Annotated in this window: 27 protein-coding genes; all 27 read left to right on the top strand. The window is 45.0% G+C overall.

Annotated elements, in window-relative coordinates:
* Positions 1-15: 15 nt before the first annotated feature.
* The 27 genes from rpsQ (at position 16) to cwlD (ending at position 15457) form a co-directional block, all read left to right on the top strand.
* Positions 16-282 (top strand): 30S ribosomal protein S17, encoded by a 267-nt coding sequence (gene rpsQ / locus MHB64_RS27795; RefSeq protein ID WP_042131223.1) that lies wholly within the window; start codon positions 16-18, stop codon positions 280-282.
* 38 nt (positions 283-320) lie between these two features.
* Positions 321-689 (top strand): 50S ribosomal protein L14, encoded by a 369-nt coding sequence (rplN, locus tag MHB64_RS27790; protein ID WP_036680556.1) that lies wholly within the window; start codon positions 321-323, stop codon positions 687-689.
* Positions 690-738: 49 nt separating this feature from the next.
* Complete coding sequence (rplX, locus tag MHB64_RS27785) at positions 739-1092, top strand: 50S ribosomal protein L24 (RefSeq protein ID WP_076286851.1); 354 nt, start codon at positions 739-741, stop codon at positions 1090-1092.
* A 31-nt stretch (positions 1093-1123) separates the two neighbouring features.
* Positions 1124-1666: a 50S ribosomal protein L5 gene (rplE, locus tag MHB64_RS27780; RefSeq protein WP_042131222.1), complete on the top strand. Its 543-nt coding sequence runs from the start codon at positions 1124-1126 to the stop codon at positions 1664-1666.
* Positions 1667-1715: 49 nt separating this feature from the next.
* The gene (locus MHB64_RS27775; protein ID WP_013312154.1) at positions 1716-1901 is read left to right on the top strand and encodes a type Z 30S ribosomal protein S14; all 186 of its coding nucleotides are present in this window, start codon (positions 1716-1718) and stop codon (positions 1899-1901) included.
* A 32-nt stretch (positions 1902-1933) separates the two neighbouring features.
* On the top strand, positions 1934-2332 hold the full coding sequence (gene rpsH, locus MHB64_RS27770; RefSeq protein WP_036680560.1) for a 30S ribosomal protein S8: 399 nt from the start codon (positions 1934-1936) through the stop codon (positions 2330-2332).
* A gap of 30 nt (positions 2333-2362) precedes the next feature.
* Positions 2363-2905, top strand: a complete 543-nt coding sequence (gene rplF / locus MHB64_RS27765) for a 50S ribosomal protein L6 (RefSeq protein WP_036680562.1) — start codon at positions 2363-2365, stop codon at positions 2903-2905.
* Positions 2906-2989: 84 nt separating this feature from the next.
* Positions 2990-3358, top strand: coding sequence for a 50S ribosomal protein L18 (rplR, locus tag MHB64_RS27760; protein WP_094871873.1), 369 nt, complete (start codon positions 2990-2992; stop codon positions 3356-3358).
* Between the two features lie 27 nt (positions 3359-3385).
* Positions 3386-3883, top strand: a complete 498-nt coding sequence (gene rpsE / locus MHB64_RS27755; RefSeq protein WP_036652980.1) for a 30S ribosomal protein S5 — start codon at positions 3386-3388, stop codon at positions 3881-3883.
* A 14-nt stretch (positions 3884-3897) separates the two neighbouring features.
* Positions 3898-4083 (top strand): 50S ribosomal protein L30, encoded by a 186-nt coding sequence (gene rpmD / locus MHB64_RS27750; protein WP_036680567.1) that lies wholly within the window; start codon positions 3898-3900, stop codon positions 4081-4083.
* Between the two features lie 40 nt (positions 4084-4123).
* On the top strand, positions 4124-4564 hold the full coding sequence (rplO, locus tag MHB64_RS27745) for a 50S ribosomal protein L15 (protein WP_036680569.1): 441 nt from the start codon (positions 4124-4126) through the stop codon (positions 4562-4564).
* Positions 4564-5862, top strand: coding sequence for a preprotein translocase subunit SecY (secY, locus tag MHB64_RS27740; protein ID WP_042131218.1), 1299 nt, complete (start codon positions 4564-4566; stop codon positions 5860-5862). The genes rplO and secY overlap by 1 nt, the downstream gene beginning before the upstream one ends.
* 96 nt (positions 5863-5958) lie before the next feature.
* Entirely contained in the window at positions 5959-6603 is a 645-nt protein-coding gene (locus MHB64_RS27735; protein ID WP_094871874.1) for an adenylate kinase, read from the top strand.
* Between the two features lie 4 nt (positions 6604-6607).
* Positions 6608-7360 (top strand): type I methionyl aminopeptidase, encoded by a 753-nt coding sequence (map, locus tag MHB64_RS27730; RefSeq protein ID WP_042192159.1) that lies wholly within the window; start codon positions 6608-6610, stop codon positions 7358-7360.
* 11 nt (positions 7361-7371) lie between these two features.
* Positions 7372-7680, top strand: coding sequence for a KOW domain-containing RNA-binding protein (locus tag MHB64_RS27725; RefSeq protein ID WP_042131215.1), 309 nt, complete (start codon positions 7372-7374; stop codon positions 7678-7680).
* 2 nt (positions 7681-7682) lie between these two features.
* Positions 7683-7898 (top strand): translation initiation factor IF-1, encoded by a 216-nt coding sequence (gene infA, locus MHB64_RS27720; protein WP_036652996.1) that lies wholly within the window; start codon positions 7683-7685, stop codon positions 7896-7898.
* 53 nt (positions 7899-7951) lie between these two features.
* Positions 7952-8065 carry a 50S ribosomal protein L36 gene (rpmJ, locus tag MHB64_RS27715; RefSeq protein ID WP_003322638.1) on the top strand — a complete coding sequence of 38 codons (114 nt, stop codon included), beginning with the start codon at positions 7952-7954 and terminating at the stop codon, positions 8063-8065.
* Positions 8066-8084: 19 nt separating this feature from the next.
* The gene (gene rpsM / locus MHB64_RS27710) at positions 8085-8453 is read left to right on the top strand and encodes a 30S ribosomal protein S13 (protein ID WP_036680583.1); all 369 of its coding nucleotides are present in this window, start codon (positions 8085-8087) and stop codon (positions 8451-8453) included.
* Between the two features lie 19 nt (positions 8454-8472).
* Positions 8473-8868 carry a 30S ribosomal protein S11 gene (gene rpsK, locus MHB64_RS27705; RefSeq protein WP_019908251.1) on the top strand — a complete coding sequence of 132 codons (396 nt, stop codon included), beginning with the start codon at positions 8473-8475 and terminating at the stop codon, positions 8866-8868.
* 130 nt (positions 8869-8998) lie between these two features.
* Positions 8999-9943, top strand: a complete 945-nt coding sequence (locus MHB64_RS27700) for a DNA-directed RNA polymerase subunit alpha (RefSeq protein WP_036680585.1) — start codon at positions 8999-9001, stop codon at positions 9941-9943.
* 34 nt (positions 9944-9977) lie between these two features.
* Complete coding sequence (gene rplQ / locus MHB64_RS27695) at positions 9978-10343, top strand: 50S ribosomal protein L17 (protein WP_019908254.1); 366 nt, start codon at positions 9978-9980, stop codon at positions 10341-10343.
* A 299-nt stretch (positions 10344-10642) separates the two neighbouring features.
* A complete protein-coding gene (truA, locus tag MHB64_RS27690; protein WP_341135813.1) occupies positions 10643-11437 on the top strand; it encodes a tRNA pseudouridine(38-40) synthase TruA in 795 nt (264 codons plus the stop codon).
* Between the two features lie 216 nt (positions 11438-11653).
* Complete coding sequence (rplM, locus tag MHB64_RS27685; protein WP_036680589.1) at positions 11654-12091, top strand: 50S ribosomal protein L13; 438 nt, start codon at positions 11654-11656, stop codon at positions 12089-12091.
* 20 nt (positions 12092-12111) lie between these two features.
* Entirely contained in the window at positions 12112-12504 is a 393-nt protein-coding gene (gene rpsI / locus MHB64_RS27680; RefSeq protein ID WP_025706574.1) for a 30S ribosomal protein S9, read from the top strand.
* A gap of 234 nt (positions 12505-12738) precedes the next feature.
* Complete coding sequence (locus MHB64_RS27675) at positions 12739-13431, top strand: phosphoadenylyl-sulfate reductase (protein WP_094871877.1); 693 nt, start codon at positions 12739-12741, stop codon at positions 13429-13431.
* A 37-nt stretch (positions 13432-13468) separates the two neighbouring features.
* On the top strand, positions 13469-14638 hold the full coding sequence (sat, locus tag MHB64_RS27670) for a sulfate adenylyltransferase (RefSeq protein ID WP_341135812.1): 1170 nt from the start codon (positions 13469-13471) through the stop codon (positions 14636-14638).
* A gap of 78 nt (positions 14639-14716) precedes the next feature.
* Positions 14717-15457, top strand: coding sequence for an N-acetylmuramoyl-L-alanine amidase CwlD (gene cwlD / locus MHB64_RS27665; RefSeq protein ID WP_094871880.1), 741 nt, complete (start codon positions 14717-14719; stop codon positions 15455-15457).
* The last annotated feature ends 71 nt before the right edge of the window (positions 15458-15528 follow it).

Below are 15528 nucleotides of genomic sequence, written 5' to 3'. Positions count from 1 at the left end.
GAAGGAGGCTAACTAATGAGCGAAGAACGTAATGCACGTAAAGTGCTAATCGGTAAAGTGGTCAGTGATAAAATGGATAAAACCATCGTAGTCGCTGTTGAAACCTATAAGAAACATAACTTGTACCACAAACGCATCAAGTCTACGAAGAAATTCAAAGCACATGATGAGGAAAACGTTGCGAAAATTGGCGATACCGTAAAAGTCATGGAAACTCGTCCGTTGTCCAAGGACAAACGTTGGAGACTAGTTGAAGTGGTTGAAAAAGCGGTTATCATCTAAGATAATCAAAAGAGTTTTTCCGGAAGGAGGAAATTATAATGATTCAACCATTTACACGCTTGCATGTGGCTGACAACTCTGGTGCGAAGGAACTGATGTGTATCCGCGTACTGGGTGGTACTGGACGCCGTACAGCAGCAATCGGTGATTTGATCGTTTGTTCCGTTAAACAAGCAACACCAGGCGGCGTTGTCAAAAAAGGTGATGTTGTTAGAGCGGTAGTTGTTCGTACGAAACGTTCCGTTCGTCGTAAAGATGGATCTTACATCGCATTCGACGAAAATGCAGCTGTTGTTGTTAAAGACGACAGAAGCCCTCGTGGAACACGTATCTTTGGACCAGTTGCTCGCGAACTTCGCGATAAAGACTACATGAAGATCGTTTCCTTGGCACCGGAAGTAATCTAATAAACACGAGCACCAATAAGTTGAAGGTTAGTTATAGGAGGTGTAATAAATGCCTAGAGTGAAAAAAGTTCTGGAATCCCATAACAATAAACTGCACGTGAAGAAAGATGATGTGGTGCTTGTGATTAGTGGTAAAGACAAAGGCAAAAAAGGCCGTGTCATCGCTGCTTATCCTCGTGAAAACCGCGTTCTGGTAGAAGGCGTCAATATGGTGAAAAAACACCAAAAGCCGAACCAGCTGAATCCACAGGGTGGAATTATTGAGCAGGAAGCTTCGATTCATGTGTCCAACGTAATGCACATCGATCCGAAGTCCGGCAAAGTAACACGTATCGGTTACAAAGTATTGGACAACGGTAAAAAAGTTCGGATTGCTAAAAGATCCGGAGAGATTATCGACTAATCTAGCCCTTAAGAAAGGAGGTTAAATCTTCATGGCAGCAAGAATGAAAGAACGTTATCTCAACGAAATAACACCTGCTTTGATGCAGAAGTTTAACTATACAACTGTTATGCAAGTGCCTAAGATCGAGAAGGTTGTCATCAACATGGGTGTGGGTGACGCTGTTCAAAACTCCAAAGTACTTGATGCTGCAGTTAATGACATGCAGTTGATCGCTGGTCAAAAACCAGTAATCACTAAAGCTAAAAAATCCATCGCTGGTTTTAAACTACGCGAAAATATGCCGATTGGGGTTAAAGTAACACTGCGCGGCGAGCGTATGTATTACTTCTTGGACAAATTGTTCAACGTAACGCTTCCACGCGTACGTGACTTCCGTGGTGTTTCCACTAAAGCCTTTGACGGCCGTGGTAACTACACACTTGGTCTTAAAGAACAATTGATCTTCCCCGAGATCGAATATGACAAAGTGGATAAAGTCCGCGGTATGGACATCGTTATTGTAACGACTGCTAAGACGGACGAGGAATCCCGCGAGCTGCTGGGTCAGCTGGGAATGCCTTTCGCAAAATAAAGTCGGTTAATCCATTTTCTCCGAAAATGTTTAGGAGGTGTCAGGCTAAGTGGCAAAAACTTCGATGAAAGTTAAACAACAACGTACGCCCAAGTTTAAAGTACGTGCATATACACGTTGCGAACGTTGTGGTCGTCCACATTCGGTATTGCAAAAGTTCAAAATTTGCAGAATTTGTTTCCGTGAATTAGCTTATAAAGGCCAGATCCCTGGCGTGAAAAAAGCAAGTTGGTAAGAAGTTTATAAACGGGAAGGAGGTTTACACACATGACTATGTCTGATCCTATTGCAGATATGCTTACTCGTATTCGTAACGCTAACATTGTGCGTCACGAAACGGTAGAAATGCCTGCTTCTACTATGAAGAAACAAATCGCTGACATTTTGAAGCGTGAAGGTTTCATCCGCGATGCGGAATTCGTTGAAGATAGCAAACAAGGGATTATCCGTATCTTCTTGAAATACGGCCCTAACCAAGAGCGTGTTATTTCTGGTTTGAAAAGAATCAGTAAACCAGGCCTTCGCGTATACACGAAGAGCAATGAAGTGCCTCGTGTACTTGGTGGTTTAGGAATCGCGATTATCTCCACATCTAAGGGAGTTATGACCGACAAAGAAGCTCGTCAATCAAAATCTGGCGGAGAAGTTGTCTGCTACATTTGGTAATAAACGTCACAAGATAAGGAGGTGCAACACATGTCTCGTATTGGTCGTAAACCAATCGCAGTACCTAGCGGTGTAGATGTCACTTTGGACAACGCCGTTATTACAGTAAAAGGTCCAAAAGGTTCTTTGACTCGTGAGCTTCATAAAGACATGAAGGTTACAGTTGAAAATAACGAAATTACCGTTGTTCGTCCGTCGGATAACAAATTGCATCGTTCACTTCACGGCACAACCCGCTCCGTTGTCAACAACATGGTAGCTGGTGTGACTGAAGGTTTCTCGAAATCTCTGGAGCTGGTTGGGGTCGGATATCGTGCAAGCAAATCCGGAGATAAAATCGTTCTGAACGTTGGTTATTCCCACCCGGTTGAAATTACACCGGAAGCTGGTATCGAGTTCGAAGTTCCTGCGAACACGAAGATCATCGTTAAAGGTATCGATAAAGAACGCGTTGGCGCATACGCTGCTAAAATTCGTTCCGTTCGTGAGCCAGAACCGTATAAAGGTAAAGGTATCAAATATGAAGGCGAGCGTATCATCCGCAAAGAAGGTAAAGCTGGTAAGAAGAAATAACCAGTTCGAACTTAATTGTAAGATACCCCGTGCATCTTAAAGTGAAGCTGTTTACGGCAAACTGAAGGGAGTGAAAGGGAAGTCATGATTACAAAAGAAGATAAAAACAAGGCTCGTCTCAAAAGACACCTGCGTGTTCGTAAGAAGATTCAGGGAACTACTGAGCGCCCACGTTTGAACGTGTTCCGTTCTTCGAAACACATCTACGCTCAATTGATCGATGATGTTAAAGGGGTTACTATCGTATCCGCTTCTACACTTGATAAAGATCTAGTTGCTAACATCGGTAATGGCGGTAGCGTTGAAGCTGCAGCAAAAGTTGGTCAATTGATCGCTGAGCGTGCTAAAGAAAAAGGTTATGCAGTGGTCGTATTCGACCGCGGAGGTTACTTGTACCATGGACGGATTCAAGCTTTGGCTGACGCAGCTCGTGAAGCTGGTCTTGAATTCTAGAATAATTCTTAAAAGGAGGTTAACGACTTGCGTGTAGATCCGAACAGTTTAGAACTGACAGAAAGAGTTGTACACATTAACCGTGTAGCAAAAGTTGTAAAAGGCGGACGCCGTTTCAGCTTTAGTGCACTCGTTGTTGTGGGCGATGGCAATGGCTACGTCGGTGCTGGTATCGGTAAAGCCGGCGAAGTTCCGGATGCCATCCGTAAAGGCATTGAAGACGCCAAGAAAAACCTGATTCACATTCCAATCGTAGGAACTTCGATTCCCCATCTCGTTACTGGCCACTTCGGCGCAGGACGTGTGTTGCTGAAACCAGCATCAGAGGGTACTGGCGTTATCGCTGGCGGTCCAGTTCGTGCAGTATTGGAATTGGCAGGCGTTGGCGACATTTTGACAAAATCACTGGGTTCTTCGAATTCCATGAATATGGTCAATGCAACTTTGGAGGGACTATCCCGTCTGAAACGCATTGAAGAGGTCGCGAAACTTCGCGGCAAATCTGTCGAAGAATTGCGCGGTTAAGGAGGGGAACGTCAATGGCAAAATTGCAAATTACCCTCGTACGTAGTGTAATCGGACGTCCAGAAACACAACGTGTTACTGTTAAGACGCTCGGCCTGCGTAAACTCAACACGACAGTGGTTCACAATGACAGTCCTGCAATTCGCGGAATGATCAACAAAGTGAGTCACTTGCTATCTGTAACTGAAATTGAAGGCTAATCGCCTCGCATAAATTAACAAACATAAGGAGGTGCAAACGATGAAGTTACATGAACTTGCTCCAGCTCCTGGTTCCCGAAAAGAACGCAATCGCGTTGGTCGTGGACCAAGTAGCGGAAATGGTAAAACTTCCGGTCGCGGTCACAAAGGTCAAAACTCACGTTCTGGCGGTGGTGTTCGTCCGGGCTTCGAGGGTGGACAAAATCCGCTCTATCGTCGTCTGCCTAAACGTGGTTTCGTCAATCCTACCCGTAAAGAGTATGCGATTGTGAACCTTGAAGATCTGAATAGCTTTGCAGAAGGAACAGAAGTGACTCCGCAGTTGTTGCTTGAAACTGGTGTTGTCAAGAATTCCAAAAGCGGCATTAAGATTCTCGGCAATGGTGAGTTAACCGTTAAATTGACTGTACAAGCAAATAAGTTCTCTCAATCTGCGGTAGAGAAAATCGAGGCTGCCGGCGGTAAAACCGAGGTGATCTAATGTTCAAGACGCTTAAGAATATCTGGCATGTGGAAGATTTGCGCAAAAAGATCCTGTTTACCTTGTTCATTCTGATTATCTACCGTATCGGTTCGTTTGTACCGGTTCCTGGTGTGAACAAAGATGTACTGGAAACAGCAAATCAAAGCGGTGACGCTTTGATGGGACTTTTGAACACCTTCTCGGGCGGAGCGCTCAAAAACTTCTCGATATTTGCGATCAGTATTTATCCGTACATTACAGCATCCATCATCGTGCAATTGCTGTCGATGGATGTTGTTCCTAAGTTTGCTGAATGGGCTAAACAAGGGGAGCACGGTAAAAAACAACTAGCGCAAATCACTCGTTATGGTACTGTGATTTTGGCCCTGATCCAAGGTTTTGCTACGTCGATAGGGTTTAACCGGATTTATGGAACTCAAATGATGCCGAATGCGACATTTGCTGACTACTTACTGGTTGCCATTATCTTGACGGCTGGTACTTCTTTCCTGATGTGGCTTGGTGAACAGATTACCGAAAAGGGAATCGGGAACGGGATTTCGATCCTGATTTTTGCGGGAATCGTCGCCGCTATCCCGGGATATATCACGAGTACGGCTAACTCAAGCTTTATTCAGCCGGATCAAGTGTTCCTGAATATTCTTAAAGTCGTTATTGTGCTGATTGTGATTGTAGCGATTATTACAGCAGTTATCTTCGTACAGCAAGGTATTCGGAAGATTCCTGTTCAATACGCTAAACGCGTAGTCGGCAACAAAATGTACGGTGGACAGAATACGCACATTCCGCTGAAAATTAATGCGGCAGGTGTAATTCCGGTTATCTTCGCCGTATCACTGCTTCAGTTCCCAGTTGTTCTCTCCAGTTTCTGGTCAACACATGCCTGGGCTCAATGGATTGCCAAGTACTTGGCAACTGATGCACCACTTGGTATGCTTCTGTATGTAGTGATGATCATCGGTTTCACGTTCTTCTATACGTTCGTGCAGATGAATCCTCAGCAGATGGCTGATAACATGAAGAAGAATGGTGGTTACATTCCAGGTATCCGTCCTGGTAAAGCTACTGAGAAATATTTGACTAGAGTAATGTCTCGTCTGACTATGTCTGGCGCATTGTTCCTGGCTTTGATCTCTGTATTGCCGATGTTCTTCGGTGCTTTATCCGGATTGCCTAAAGAAGTTCGAATTGGCGGTACATCACTGCTGATCGTAATCGGTGTGGCATTGGATACTATGAAGCAGATCGAGAGCCAATTGATCAAACGCCATTACAAAGGCTTCATCAATAAATAGGCGATAGGTTCCGGTGAAGCGTAAGTTTTTATTCTTCCCGGCACCTATTGTGCTGTTTCTTGCTTGGTGGCGAACTTTTGGGGGGAGAGAGAAATCGTGAACATTTTATTCATGGGCCCTCCTGGGGCAGGCAAGGGAACACAAGCGGCAGAGATCATTAAAGAATTTGGCATTCCGCATATTTCGACAGGAGATGCTTTCCGTTTGGCAATCAAACAAGAGACTCCAGTAGGATTGAAGGCTAAATCATTTATTGATCAAGGTTTGCTTGTACCAGATGATGTGACCATTGGTATAGTTGAAGAACGGCTGCAGCAGTCCGATTGCGAAAAAGGTTTTCTATTGGATGGTTTTCCAAGAACTCTTTCGCAAGCGGAAGCGCTGGATGAAATTCTAAGCCGTTTGAATACTTCTTTGGATCATGTCATCAACTTGAATGTTGACCGTGGACTGTTGATGGCGCGTCTTACTGGACGTCGTATCTGCACAGTTTGCGGAGCATCCTACCATTTAATCTTCAACCCGCCGAAGCAAGATGGCATTTGCGACATTGATGGCGGTGAATTGTATCAACGTCCGGATGACAATGAAGATAGTGTAGGCAAGCGTCTGGATGAGTATGATAATAAGACAGCGCCGCTGCTTGCGTTTTATGATAATAAAGGTCTTTTGCGTCAGGTAAATGGGGAAAACGAAATCAATGTCGTTTCTTCTGAAATCGTATCTTTATTGCGGGGTTAATGTAATGATCATTTGTAAATCCGAACAGGAACTTGCCTTTATGAGGGAAGCTGGTCGAATTGTTGCCGAGAGTCACCGTCTTATTGCTGAGGCCATTGAGCCTGGCATTACAACGGGCGATCTCGACAGAATCGCCGATCAATACATTCGCAGTCAAGGTGCTGTGCCGTCTTTCAAAGGCTACAACGGTTTTCCTGCCAGCATTTGCGCTTCAGTCAACGAACAATTAGTGCATGGATTTCCAGGTAAACGCAAACTGATCGAAGGCGATATTGTAACGCTGGATATCGGTGCAGAGTACCGCGGTTATCACGGTGATTCCGCCTGGACCTACGGTGTGGGCAGCATTTCCGAAGAGGCTCAGCGTTTGCTGGACGTTACGGAAGGCTCCTTGTACGCGGGACTGGCGTTAGTTAAGCCGGATGTGCGCTTGTTTACAATCTCCCATGCTATCCAGCAATACATCGAAGAGGCTGGTTTCTCAGTCGTACGTGAGTATGTTGGTCATGGTATTGGGGCAAAACTGCATGAAGAACCGCAAATTCCGAATTATGGCATAGCGGACCGCGGACCACGTCTGAAACCGGGTATGGTACTCGCGATTGAGCCGATGGTAAACGTAGGAAAGAGACATGTCAGAACGCTGGAAGATAACTGGACTGTCGTTACGGTGGATGGCTCACTATGTGCTCACTTTGAGCATACAGTAGCAGTTACTCCGGACGGCATGGAAATTTTCACAAAACTGAATGCGTAGGTGATCTCCACTTGAATACTGTGAGCAGCCCGCAGGTTGGTCAATTAGTGAGAATTCTCAAAGGTAAAGATGCCGGAGAGGCAGCCGTTGTTATCGCAGTTGTTGATAGCAGATTTGTATACATTGCAGATGGAGACAAACGTAAGTTTGATGGGCCAAAGAAGAAGAATATTCTTCATCTTGAGCTCATACCCTTCATCAGCAGTGAGGTTGTGAACAGTTTGGAAGAAACTGGGCGGGTAACAAACGGAAAGCTGCGTTACGCAGTCATGAAGTATGCTGGACCCACCGGAATAAGTGCTGATGAGAAAGGAGACTAACTGTGGCTAAGGAAGATGTCATTGAAGTAGAAGGTACTGTCCTTGAACCGTTGCCAAATGCAACGTTTAAGGTTGAGCTTGAGAACGGTCATCAAATACTTGCCCATGTATCCGGTAAATTGCGGATGCACTTTATCCGTATTTTGACCGGAGACAAAGTGGTCGTGCAGTTATCGCCTTATGATTTATCAAAAGGTCGTATAACTTACCGTAAATAGATGGGAACTACGAAAAAAGTTTTGCTTCGCAAAACTTTGAGGAGGTAATTAACATGAAGGTAAGACCTTCTGTAAAGCCCATTTGCGAGAAATGTAAAGTAATCCGCCGCAAAGGGACTGTTATGGTGATTTGCGAAAATCCGAAACACAAACAAAAACAAGGTTAAGAAGGGGGTGTAGCGTAAAATGGCTCGTATAGCTGGAGTGGATTTGCCACGTGACAAACGCGTTGAGATCGCCTTGACTTATATTTTCGGAATCGGTAAAACGACTTCTCAGAAAATTCTTAATGAAACAGGCATTAGCGCTAATACACGTGTCCGTGATTTGACGGAAGATGAAGTCAGCAAACTGCGTGAAACGATCGACAAAACGGTTAAGGTTGAAGGTGACCTGCGTCGTGAAATTTCCTTGAATATTAAACGTCTTACTGAGATCGGCTGTTACCGCGGTGTTCGTCACCGTCGTGGATTGCCTGTTCGCGGTCAACGTACTAAAACCAATGCCCGTACCCGGAAAGGCCCGCGTCGTACGGTAGCAAACAAGAAGAAATAATAAGGGGGGATAAGAGACAATGGCTAAACCGAAAAAAGTCGTACGTACCAAACGTCGCGACCGTAAAAATATCGAATCCGGCGTGGCACATATTCGTTCCACGTTCAATAACACCATCGTTACCATCACAGATCCTCACGGAAATGCAATTTCCTGGGCAAGCTCCGGCGGCCAAGGATTTAAAGGTTCCCGTAAGTCGACTCCATTCGCAGCGCAAATGGCAGCTGAATCAGCAGCTAAAGCAGCTATGGAGCACGGCATGAAATCGGTTGAGGTTATGGTTAAAGGACCGGGCGCGGGCCGCGAAGCAGCCATCCGTTCCCTTCAAGCTGCAGGGCTTGAAGTTAACCTTATTAAAGACGTAACTCCGGTTCCTCACAATGGATGCCGTCCGCCGAAACGTCGTCGCGTATAGTGAAATCAGTATTGTAAATGTGGTATAATTCTGACGCATCTGCTAATAATAGGTGTTTAGGCATACTACATGATGCACCTGATGGGGTGACAGTTTCATATAGGAGCGACGTTGAAGGAGGGGTAAACTCGTGATAGAAATCGAAAAGCCGAAGATTGAGACCGTAGAAGCTAATGATGAAGGTACCTATGGGAAATTCGTAGTTGAACCGTTGGAACGTGGGTATGGCACGACTCTGGGGAATTCACTTCGCCGGATATTGCTTTCTTCGCTTCCAGGAGCCGCAGTGACTTCGGTCCAAATTGACGGCGTTCTGCATGAGTTCTCGACCGTTCCAGGCGTAATGGAAGATGTGACGGAGATCATTCTTAACCTTAAAGCCTTGTCCCTGAAGATTCATTCAGACGAGGAAAAAGTGTTTGAGATTGATGCCGAAGGGGAAGGCATCGTTACCGCAGGTGATATCCGTGCGGACAGCGATGTTGAGATCCTCAACCCGGATCTTCACATTGCAACGCTGGGACCTGGTGCGAGACTTCACATGCGTATTTTTGCAGGCCGTGGTCGCGGCTACGTCCAAGCGGACCGGAACAAACGCGACGATCAGCCAATTGGCGTTATCCCGGTTGACTCCATCTACACTCCTATTTCACGCGTTAACTACGGCATAGACAATACACGTGTTGGTCAAGTGACCAACTACGACAAATTGACGCTTGAAATTTGGACAGATGGCAGTATTAGACCGGAAGAGGCTGTAAGCCTCGGAGCCAAAATTTTGAACGAGCACCTCGTACTGTTCGTAGGTCTTACGGACGAAGCGAAAGACGCCGAAATTATGGTTGAAAAAGAAGAAGACAAAAAAGAAAAAGTGCTAGAGATGACAATCGAAGAGCTTGATCTTTCTGTCCGCTCCTACAACTGCCTCAAACGTGCTGGTATTAATACCGTACAAGAGCTTACCACGAAGACTGAAGAAGATATGATGAAGGTGCGTAACCTTGGTCGTAAATCTTTGGAAGAAGTTCAGGAGAAGCTTGAGGAACTTGGTTTGGGACTCCGTACAGAAGAATAGCTACAGATTGTTACAGTAAAGGAGGGAAAACACAATGGCATACCAAAAATTGGGCCGTGATTCCAGTGCGCGTAAAGCGTTATTTCGCGACATGGTAACGGATCTGTTTTTATACGAGCGCATCCAAACAACGGAAGCTAAGGCGAAGGAAGTTCGTTCCATCGCTGAAAAGTTGATCACTAAAGCTAAAAAAGGTGATCTTCATGCTCGTCGTCAAGTAGCTGCATTTGTTCGCCGCGAGACTGTTGATGGTGAACAAGATGCAATTCAAAAATTGTTCTCTGACATCGCTCCTCGTTACACTGAGCGTCCAGGTGGATACACTCGTATCCTGAAACTCGGACCTCGCCGTGGCGACGCTGCGCCTATGGTCTATCTTGAATTGGTAGACCGCGCGTAGTATCACAAGTAATGATTTCCGATGATTCCCTTTCATCCGGCCCTCTTTGGAGTAAAGATGGGGGAAATATCAGCGTTATTGTGCTGCAGAGGCGCAAGACTCTGCTGTACCAATAACCGTGGGAATCACCTTGGTTCAATTGAAGGAGCTCCCGCAGGGGCTCTTTTTTTTGAAGTAATGGAGTGAAGTGTAATGGATGCCGTCCTTCTAGGGACGGCAAAGCCATTTCTTCCTCTTGAATAAGATCAGACAGTGCTTCGATCGACGTTTCTGCTGAACGGTTTAAAAAGGAGAACGGAATGCGTAATCTATTGATGAAGGTCAATTATGACGGAACAAATTATGATGGCTTTCAGACCCAGCCTCAGGGCAATACGATTCAAGATCGGCTGGAGCAAGCGATACTCCATCTGACAGGTGAGGAGCTAAAAATTACTGCTTCTGGCCGCACAGATGCCGGAGTACACGCCTACGGTCAGCCTTTTAACTTTACGACCTCCTCTCGAATCCCACTTGAACGTTGGTGTCTGGCGCTTAATGCCCGGCTGCCACAAGATATCGTGGTTACTGAGGCTAGGGAAGTACCGCTGTCGTTTCACTCTCGTAGAGGAGCTAAGCGTAAAACTTACCGATACACGATTAACGGCAACAGGTTTCCAGATCCGTTTCAGCGGCGCTGGCAGCTTCACCATCCGGTGAGGTTGGACATTCCTGCGATGCAGCAAGGCTTAACGCATATTGTAGGGACACATGACTTCACCTCGTTTGCTTCACGGAGGTCTACTAAAGCCTCTCATATACGAACGGTCTTTGAAGCTCATATGGAAGTAGACCGCAGTATGTGCCGACCCTCTTCATTAGATCAGGGAGTGATCCAAACTTATATAACAGGTAGTGGATTTCTTCAGCATATGGTTCGTATTATTATGGGGACTTTGATCCATGTGGGGGAAGGTAAAATAGATGCTGATCATGTTGCTGAGATATTGGCGGCATGTGATCGTTCTGCTGCTGGACCGACAGCTATGGCCAAGGGGTTGGCTTTGTGGAGTGTAGAATATGACGAGTCTGAAAGTGAATCTTTTTTTCTATAAATTTCTTCCTAAATAATAGGCTGAATGTCTAAAAATCACTTGCACTTGTTATGTTTATACTGTAATATAAAAGTTGTGTTTTCTTGATGGCTATCCCACAGCCCCGATCAAGGAAATGCCAAAAAATGCTTTGCTTAACTCACATAATTGTAATTCAATGAGAAACAAGATATACGAAACAGAAGATTTTCGTACGAGAACAAGGAGGAAACATTCATGCGTACCACCTATATGGCGAAGCCGAACGAAGTTGAACGCAATTGGCACATTATTGATGCCGAAGGCAAAACACTTGGTCGTTTGGCCAGCGAAGCCGCTGCTTTGATCCGTGGCAAACACAAACCGCAATTCACTCCACACGTTGATACAGGAGATTTCGTTATCGTAATCAACGCTGAGAAAATTCACTTGACCGGTAAGAAATTGCAAAACAAGAAATACTACCGTCACTCGATGCACCCAGGTGGCTTGAAAGTTACTAATGCTGAAACTCTGCTTAACACTAAACCAGAACGCGTAATTGAATTCGCTGTTCATGGTATGATTCCTAAGACTCGTCAAGGGGACCACATGAAGCTGAGATTGAAAGTATATGCAGGCGCCGAGCATCCACATGCAGCACAAAAACCTGAAGTTTACGAACTTCGCGGATAAGAATAGAGGAGGACAGTTTCATGGCACAAGTACAATACTATGGGACAGGTCGTCGTAAACATTCGGTAGCACGTGTTCGCCTTGTACCGGGTGAAGGACGCATTGTCATTAACAAACGTGAGATGGACGAATATTTTGGTGTGGAAACACTGAAAATGATCGTAAAACAACCTTTGAACCTGACTGAAACACTAGGCAACTACGATGTAATCGTTCTTGCACATGGTGGCGGCATTTCCGGTCAAGCTGGAGCAATTCGTCACGGTATCTCCCGTGCATTGCTTAAAGTTGACCCTGAATATCGCGGTGCACTTAAGAAAGCCGGCTTCCTAACTCGTGACCCTCGTATGAAGGAACGTAAGAAATACGGCTTGAAGGCTGCACGTCGTGCGCCTCAGTTCTCGAAACGTTAATATTTATCAAGAATTCAACCCTTGGCCTATATGGTCGAGGGTTTTATTTTCTTTCCAGCCCCTTTCAAACAAGAAATGGGCTTTTTTAGCATCTATTTACTGATTTTGAAGATTGAAATTCATTGACTTCCTCAGTAAAAGTTATATACTATTTCATATAGAAATAGTTGGTTTTATTACTTCTTTTACCTCATTTATTCATACGATTAATATTTTGGATGGAGGAATACCTTAATGAACTTGCTCGAGAAGGAAGATTTGATCAGAATAAAGGCCGAAGAATTAGAGAGTGCTTCACCCGAAGAAATTATCCGCTGGGCTGTAGAAACCTTTCCTAATATTACTTTTGCCTGCAGCTTTGGTGCCGAAGATGTAGTGCTTGTTGATATGCTTCACAAAGTTAGTCCATCTACTGATGTCTTTTATCTCGATACAGATTATCATTTTAAGGAAACCTACGAAACCAGAGATTTGATGGCAGACAAATACGGATTAGAGTTTGTACGTGTGTCTCCACAGCTCACAACGCAGGAGCAAGCACTTCAATACGGTGATGCGTTATGGACAGTTGACCCTAACCAATGTTGTGGAATTCGTAAAGTTGAACCACTGACTCGTATATTATCTCAATACGAGGCTTGGATTACTGGAATTCGCCGTGATCAAGCGCCTACCCGTGCTAATGCTAAAAAGGTCGAGTATGATTATAAATTTGGGTTAGTGAAGTTTAATCCGATTGCGGATTGGACGACAGAAGATGTATGGAACTATATTCGTGAAAATGACGTAATCTATAATCCTCTACATGACCGTAACTATCCAAGTATCGGCTGTGAGCAATGTACACGTCAGGTTATGCCAGGTGAAGATCCGCGTGCTGGACGTTGGTCTGGATCAGAGAAGACAGAGTGCGGATTGCACAAGTAAGACATATCCCTGAGGGAACATAGAAGGAGAGACTAAGATGACTTCAATACGTCCGCATGGCGGAACTTTGGTTAACCGTGTAGCAGAGGGTACTGAAAGAGAAGAATTGCTGAATCTCGCACGTGACAGCAAGGCAATTGCCTTGAATACCTGGACCTTATCTGATTTGGATCTTATAGCTGTTGGTGCATTTTCGCCCCTCACTGGCTTTTTAAATGAGCAAGACTATCATTCAGTAGTAACAAACATGCGATTAGCGGATGGCACAGTGTGGAGCATTCCAATAACACTGGCTGTAGAAGATGTTGTGGCTGCCGGTTTATCCATTGGGGATAAAGTTTCTCTAATCGGTGAGGATGATGGTGAGATTTACGGTTTATTGGATATTGAGAGTATTTATACTGTAGATCAAACGATTGAAGCACAAAATGTCTTCAAAACAACAGACCCTGAACATCCAGGTGTGAGTAAGCTGTTGGCGCGTCCTGTAACTTATGTTGGAGGACCGATTACAGTCTTGAACCGCCCACAGCCAGAGAAGTTCGGTGAATTTTATTTTGATCCTGCGGATACGCGGAAGATATTTGCTGAAAAGGGCTGGAGAACGGTTGTAGGCTTCCAAACACGTAATCCAGTCCACCGAGCTCACGAGTACATTCAAAAGTGCGCTATGGAGGTTGTAGACGCTCTATTCCTAAATCCACTTGTTGGTGAGACGAAGTCAGATGATGTACCGGCAAATGTGCGGATGAAGAGCTATCTGGCGCTTTTGGAGAACTATTATCCTGAGGATCGTACCTTCCTTGGTGTTTTTCCGGCGGCAATGCGTTATGCAGGCCCTAGAGAAGCAATTTTCCATGCCATGGTTCGCAAAAATTACGGCTGTACCCATTTCATCGTCGGTCGTGACCATGCTGGCGTAGGTGATTATTATGGCACTTATGAGGCACAGGATATTTTTTCTAATTTTAGTGCGGAAGAACTTGATATTACTCCATTATTTTTTGAACATAGCTTCTTCTGTAAAAAATGCGGGAATATGGCATCCAGTAAAACTTGCCCGCATCCTAGTGACGATCACATGACATTGTCGGGTACAAAGGTACGGGCTTTGCTCCGTGATGGCCAATGTCCTCCGCCAGAATTCACACGGCCTGAGGTTGCACAGATTCTAATTGAAGGCATGACACAAGAAGTAACCGCGTAATCCTCATTAGCTAGTACTATTTGACCTCCTTGTCCCATATAGATGAGTATTATCTATCGGGACGAGGGGGTCTTTGTTATGTCTGGCCGGAAGAACAATAAGGTCTCGGTCTGGATTTCATGGAGCAGTATCAAAAAAAGTATGCTTGGCGTGGTACTGCTAGCTATAATGATCGGAATTATAGCGTATGACATGCCTACCGCTAAAACACTAAATTATTGGAGTCTGCCCTTGTCAGGAAAAGTTATTGCTCTCGATGCGGGACATGGTGGAGCTGATGGAGGAGCGGTTAGCCGGGAAGGGCTAATTGAGAAAGATATTAATCTCGCGGTATCGCTTTATTTGCGTGATTATCTGCAGCAGGCAGGGGCTATTGTAGTAATGACTCGTGAGGGTGATTATGATTTGGCTCAAGAAGGCACTAAGGGCTATTCTAAGCGTAAGACGGAAGATCTTAAACAAAGAGTAAGAAGCATCGAAGAGAAAGGCGCAGACCTTTTTATAAGCGTTCACATGAACAGTGTCCCTTCAAATCGTTGGAGCGGTGCACAAACCTTTTACTACCCCAACCATAAGGATAATAAAGCCATTGCAGAGTTTGTGCAGAGTGAGCTGAAGACTACGCTGGAGAACACCGATCGTGTGGCTAAGACAGTGAATACTGTATATCTGCTAAAAGCATTGAAAATACCAGCAGTACTTGTAGAAGTAGGATTCTTATCACACCCACAGGAATCCGCTCTACTCGGAAATGATGTTTATCAGCGGAAGGTTGCGACTAGCATTTATCGTGGCATTCTTCGTTACGCCTCCGAATAGTCAGGACTACTCATGGGGAGACAGGTAATGCTATAATAGACAAAAACTCCGGAGAATTTCTCATCCGGAAA

Source organism: Paenibacillus sp. FSL K6-2859, assembly GCF_038008265.1.
Taxonomy (GTDB): domain Bacteria; phylum Bacillota; class Bacilli; order Paenibacillales; family Paenibacillaceae; genus Paenibacillus_AQ; species Paenibacillus_AQ nitricinens.
The sequence above is the reverse complement of the archived record's forward strand: the minus strand, read 5'-3'. Positions and strand labels throughout refer to the sequence as shown.

Excerpts from the sequence above, each read along its gene's own strand:
- rplQ (WP_019908254.1), top strand. The coding sequence starts at position 9,978 with ATGGCATACCAAAAATTGGGCCGTGATTCCAGTGCGCGTAAAGCGTTA.
- sat (WP_341135812.1), top strand. The coding sequence starts at position 13,469 with ATGACTTCAATACGTCCGCATGGCGGAACTTTGGTTAACCGTGTAGCA.
- rplE (WP_042131222.1), top strand. The coding sequence starts at position 1,124 with ATGGCAGCAAGAATGAAAGAACGTTATCTCAACGAAATAACACCTGCT.
- rpmJ (WP_003322638.1), top strand. The coding sequence starts at position 7,952 with ATGAAGGTAAGACCTTCTGTAAAGCCCATTTGCGAGAAATGTAAAGTA.
- rpsQ (WP_042131223.1), top strand. The coding sequence starts at position 16 with ATGAGCGAAGAACGTAATGCACGTAAAGTGCTAATCGGTAAAGTGGTC.
- cwlD (WP_094871880.1), top strand. The coding sequence starts at position 14,717 with ATGTCTGGCCGGAAGAACAATAAGGTCTCGGTCTGGATTTCATGGAGC.
- rplR (WP_094871873.1), top strand. The coding sequence starts at position 2,990 with ATGATTACAAAAGAAGATAAAAACAAGGCTCGTCTCAAAAGACACCTG.
- rpsI (WP_025706574.1), top strand. The coding sequence starts at position 12,112 with ATGGCACAAGTACAATACTATGGGACAGGTCGTCGTAAACATTCGGTA.
- rpsM (WP_036680583.1), top strand. The coding sequence starts at position 8,085 with ATGGCTCGTATAGCTGGAGTGGATTTGCCACGTGACAAACGCGTTGAG.
- MHB64_RS27675 (WP_094871877.1), top strand. The coding sequence starts at position 12,739 with ATGAACTTGCTCGAGAAGGAAGATTTGATCAGAATAAAGGCCGAAGAA.
- rplN (WP_036680556.1), top strand. The coding sequence starts at position 321 with ATGATTCAACCATTTACACGCTTGCATGTGGCTGACAACTCTGGTGCG.
- truA (WP_341135813.1), top strand. The coding sequence starts at position 10,643 with ATGCGTAATCTATTGATGAAGGTCAATTATGACGGAACAAATTATGAT.
- rplM (WP_036680589.1), top strand. The coding sequence starts at position 11,654 with ATGCGTACCACCTATATGGCGAAGCCGAACGAAGTTGAACGCAATTGG.
- secY (WP_042131218.1), top strand. The coding sequence starts at position 4,564 with ATGTTCAAGACGCTTAAGAATATCTGGCATGTGGAAGATTTGCGCAAA.
- rpmD (WP_036680567.1), top strand. The coding sequence starts at position 3,898 with ATGGCAAAATTGCAAATTACCCTCGTACGTAGTGTAATCGGACGTCCA.
- rpsH (WP_036680560.1), top strand. The coding sequence starts at position 1,934 with ATGACTATGTCTGATCCTATTGCAGATATGCTTACTCGTATTCGTAAC.
- rplF (WP_036680562.1), top strand. The coding sequence starts at position 2,363 with ATGTCTCGTATTGGTCGTAAACCAATCGCAGTACCTAGCGGTGTAGAT.
- rplO (WP_036680569.1), top strand. The coding sequence starts at position 4,124 with ATGAAGTTACATGAACTTGCTCCAGCTCCTGGTTCCCGAAAAGAACGC.
- rpsK (WP_019908251.1), top strand. The coding sequence starts at position 8,473 with ATGGCTAAACCGAAAAAAGTCGTACGTACCAAACGTCGCGACCGTAAA.
- map (WP_042192159.1), top strand. The coding sequence starts at position 6,608 with ATGATCATTTGTAAATCCGAACAGGAACTTGCCTTTATGAGGGAAGCT.
- rplX (WP_076286851.1), top strand. The coding sequence starts at position 739 with ATGCCTAGAGTGAAAAAAGTTCTGGAATCCCATAACAATAAACTGCAC.